The organism is Bacillus sp. 05T31, from assembly GCF_056396725.1.
Map to the genome: position 1 here is coordinate 1 of NZ_JBFTMA010000370.1, position 4,205 is coordinate 4,205.

Consider the following 4,205-nt stretch of genomic DNA (forward strand, 5'->3'; position numbering starts at 1 on the left):
GGTGAGGATTGTTTAGCTATGATATTTTCATTATGTATGTCACTTCCATTAATCAAATACATTACAGAAAGCACTACACCTAAATTATAATAATAATCTTTAATTTGCTCATTAGATTCACATGATTCATGATTAATGTATTGCATATATCCATAATTTCTTTTATTAACTACTTGCGGAATAAAGATATCTGTATTTAAATCCTTATTCAGTTGATTAATTAAACTATGATATAAGATAGAATTTTTCAAATCGACTGGTTTTAAAATTACCTTATTATTAAATTTATCTTCTAAAAGTATTGTTCTCTTTCCATTATTATGATAGTCACCTAGGTTAATAATTTTTTCTACATGCATAATATTAAAACCCGACATTTTATGAATTTCTTTTTGATCTTTTTCAAGAGCTCCTTGTAACCAAATCATATAATTTATTTCATTTTCAATTATTGTAAAAATTTTTTCGTTTAATACAGGTAACATTTTAAAAAAATTCATATGAAAATTTTTTAAATGAAAGAAATTCTTTGTAAAATACTTATATTCTTCATTGGTATCCATTCCTATTAAAGCATTTTCTACTCTAAGTTTATTTATGTATACAATTAAGGATGGCCTTAATACTTGGTATAGTCTTTTTTCTAAATCAAACATTATCGATTCAGAAACCCTCTCAACATTACCAAAAAAATCAATTTTATTTATTATCATATTTTTAAAGAATACTACATATGTTTGTATTATTTTTTGAAAGTTATAGTTTTCGTCATTCTTAATGACATCATTACATGAAAAATCCTCTAAAAAGATAACAAAATTTTTTTCTAGGTATTCTTTTGTTACTAAAGAATGTGATCCATTATCTATTGTATTCAAAATTCCATGTGAATTATTTTTCATAATAACCTCTTCTTTTTATAGGTAGGAGAAACAGTTAAAAATTCATTCTCATTAAAGAGAGTAAGGCCTTTCGCCTTACTCTCTTTAACTATTAGTAGCATTTTTTACAAATTCTTTGTCCCATAATCGTGACGCATGCTACAGGCACATTCCAAGGACAATCTTTAGTTAAAGTTTCAACCCAACCAGGTCCCGCACCACCAACTAATTGTTCAATCTCTTCATCTTCTACAACTTGTAAATATTTTTCAGTTTCCATTTCAATACCTACCTTTTTGTTTTTTTTGAAAATGATGTTATAAATTCAATAATTTACCACAACATTGTCTGGAAATAATATACCATCAAATATTCAAAAAAAAAAGACGTATTTTTAAAAAATATCTAAAAAAATAAAATAATAAGATAATTTATTATAAAAATATATTAATAATAAACATATATATTATTTAACTGGCTAAAATTTAAGTACCATTTTTCCAACTGATATTTTGTATTTCATAGATTTGTTACCATCATTGCTGATTATTAATTAAAATAGTTCTTTTAATACCTGAGATGACACTTGAGAATTGTAATGAAACTTGTTAAGTTAAAATTTCTAAGAAAAAACTTTAAGTGATTGCCTGTTCATCAATTCATAATAGTCCTGTCATTTCACTTATATACATAAACCTATTTCATAAGATTGATAATCTATCTAATACTGTTTTAGATAAATTATTAATTTTTAAAAATAGAAATCAGATTTATAGAAGATATACCCTCAAGAATATTTTACCATAAAAAGGACTAATTAACTCTTTTTTTATTGTATAAGGCATCACCAAATAAGTTTAATCACGAAATTATTTTAATATATTTAATTTATCTTACAGAATTTACGATGCGTATAAGCCTCTGTAAGACTTTATGTATCAATTTTGAATTGCACAACATGTTAAAAATAAAAAAGATAAGATTGAAAGTATATTCAATTCTCAATTTCATTTCTTCCGAAAATTGTATATAATCAATTCTCTTGATCCTCGCTATTCTACCAAATTAATAGCAACACATTATTTAGTTATAGGTTTATATTATTGTACATTTAACGAAAGAATTCTCCTTCCTCAAGCGTGTGAAGGGAGCTAGCCCAACGGTAGGTGGGAGATGAATTTCGGGGAATTAGTTAAACAAAGTAGAGAAATTAGGTTCACTTGTACGATCAAATCGAAGTCTAGCGCAAATCGCCTTACGTTATGTTTTAAGCCACCCAGCCGTTTCAGTTGCGATTCCTGGTGCAAAAAATTCTACTCAGGTTGAAGAAAATTCTTTACACTTAACTCGTCCATTATTATTAAATAATGAAATTGAATTGATTAAAAAACTTTGATCCAATAATTATTCTTCCATAAAAATTCATGCTAATTTTACTATCAAATCCATACCACTACTTCTTCTCCACTAGAACATATCTTTAACACTTCCACCTTATTTTTTTATCTTTTCCTAACAATATCTACAGTCTATAAGGTAGTTGAACACTTTTATTCAACTACCTTATAATACGTTCTACATTATATTAAAATATCTACTACACTAGTTCAATACATGTTAGGACAACATATAAATTAAATAAACAATTAATTCAGATATATTTTTAGAAACTTCATTATCTCACAATTACTTTTTTAAAAATAAATCAAAAAATTTTTCTTTACTTTAAATTCCATAGTTCATATAATTTTCTATGGAATTACATTTTTTTCTAAATAGCTCCTCATTTCTAAGGATTCAAAAGGGCAATTACAAATTATTATACCCTTATGTTTAACCAAGTAAAATAAAAATCCAGTTTTTTACAAGGAGAAGTGACTGCATGCAAGATATTTTAAAACTATTTCCGAGCGTTGACGGAAATGAAGAAAAACAACAACTTTTATTAGAATCTATGCAGAAAATAATTAAAAATCTTGACCAATTAAAAAATGAAGAGCGAGCTACTTTAGGTAAATGTGAGGAAAAATCAGAAGGATACTATAATAGCTTAATTCACCAAAGTCATATACCACTAGCTGGAATCACTATGTCTGAGGTTATAGAAGAGCTAAACCAATTTATGAATGGCCATCCTTATCCCAATAAATACTACTTGTCTAATGCTGTACCACTACCAAGTATTCCATCACTATTGGGTATACTAACCATGGCACTTTTAAATGGTAATGGCGTTTGGGATGTCTATGGCCCAGGGGCAGCTGAAGCAGAGGTAAAAGTTGTATCCATGCTTTCAAAACTGATTGGTTATAATCCACATAATAGCGGTGGTTATACAACATGGGGTGGACAAGGTTGTGTATTTTCGAGCTTACGTTTAGCAATTTCAAAACAATTCCCATTAGCAAAAGAACATGGCGCTCCACAAAATGTATATTGCTTTGCTTCTGAAAATGCACATTATAGTTTATTAAAGTCAGCTGAAGCAACTGGCATTGGGTCAAATCACTTAATAAAAGTGAAGACTGATCCTTATACAAATTCTATGGATATAGAAGATTTAGAGGCTAAAATGATACAAGTTATTAAAAATGGCGGTATCCCTCTTTATATTCTAGCTACTATGGGTTCAACAGATACATTTACTATTGATGATATAAGAAAAATTAAAGAGAGCGCTGAAACAATACAGAAAAAATATAAATTAAAACCTATTTATATCCATGCTGATTCTGCAATGGGCGGATTCTATAGTTTCTTTAATAATTATAGTTTTGAAGAAAATTCACTCTCATTTGAACCTAATGTGAAAAATGCCTTACAATACGTACAAGATAAAATGCAATATATGTCCCTTGCAGACAGTGTATGTTTTGATTTTCATAAGTTAGGACAAACACCTTATGCTTCAAGTATTTTAATCGTAAAAAATCATACTGATTTACAACTGATGGACATTGAACAGGATGATACACCTTATCTTGGTAATAGATCCTATGGGAGTTATCATACAGGCTATACCTTAGAATGTTCACGAGCTGGTAGCGCTATTCCCATGTATATCAATCTATTAGCCTTTGGAATTGAAGGATATCAAAAATTATTAGCAAATTATGTTCGTGTAAATCTATTATTTAGAGAGAAGTTGCGTGAGGCTCTACCTCAAGTCGCAATCACAAATGATTTTACATATGGACCAATTACAACCTTCCGTTTCTATATGAATGGAGATGGCCAAGAAAATTGGGAAAAAGAACGAATAGGTCTTGCAACAAAAGAAGAGATTGAGGATACAAACCGATTAAATATAGAACTATTTAATTA

The 4,205-nt window shown here is 28.2% G+C and carries 3 protein-coding genes and 1 pseudogene; 2 read left to right on the plus strand and 2 right to left on the minus strand.

Annotation, left to right across the window (positions count from 1 at the left end; genetic code table 11):
* The coding region (locus AC1DJR_RS19535; protein ID WP_477003290.1) for a DUF4135 domain-containing protein at positions 1-902 on the minus strand (902 nt) is incomplete at its 3' end.
* Between the two features lie 91 nt (positions 903-993).
* Positions 994-1,161: a type A2 lanthipeptide gene (locus AC1DJR_RS19540; protein WP_016090584.1), complete on the minus strand. Its 168-nt coding sequence runs from the start codon at positions 1,159-1,161 to the stop codon at positions 994-996.
* A gap of 912 nt (positions 1,162-2,073) precedes the next feature.
* On the opposite strand from AC1DJR_RS19540, the pseudogene AC1DJR_RS19545 reads away from it, so the two are divergent.
* Both AC1DJR_RS19545 and AC1DJR_RS19550 read left to right on the plus strand, forming a co-directional pair.
* A pseudogene (locus AC1DJR_RS19545) lies at positions 2,074-2,277 on the plus strand (aldo/keto reductase); the annotation flags it as partial.
* Positions 2,278-2,763: 486 nt separating this feature from the next.
* The coding region (locus AC1DJR_RS19550) for a pyridoxal phosphate-dependent decarboxylase family protein (RefSeq protein WP_477003291.1) at positions 2,764-4,205 on the plus strand (1,442 nt) is incomplete at its 3' end.

Excerpts from the sequence above, each read along its gene's own strand:
- AC1DJR_RS19540 (WP_016090584.1), bottom strand. The coding sequence starts at position 1,161 with ATGGAAACTGAAAAATATTTACAAGTTGTAGAAGATGAAGAGATTGAA.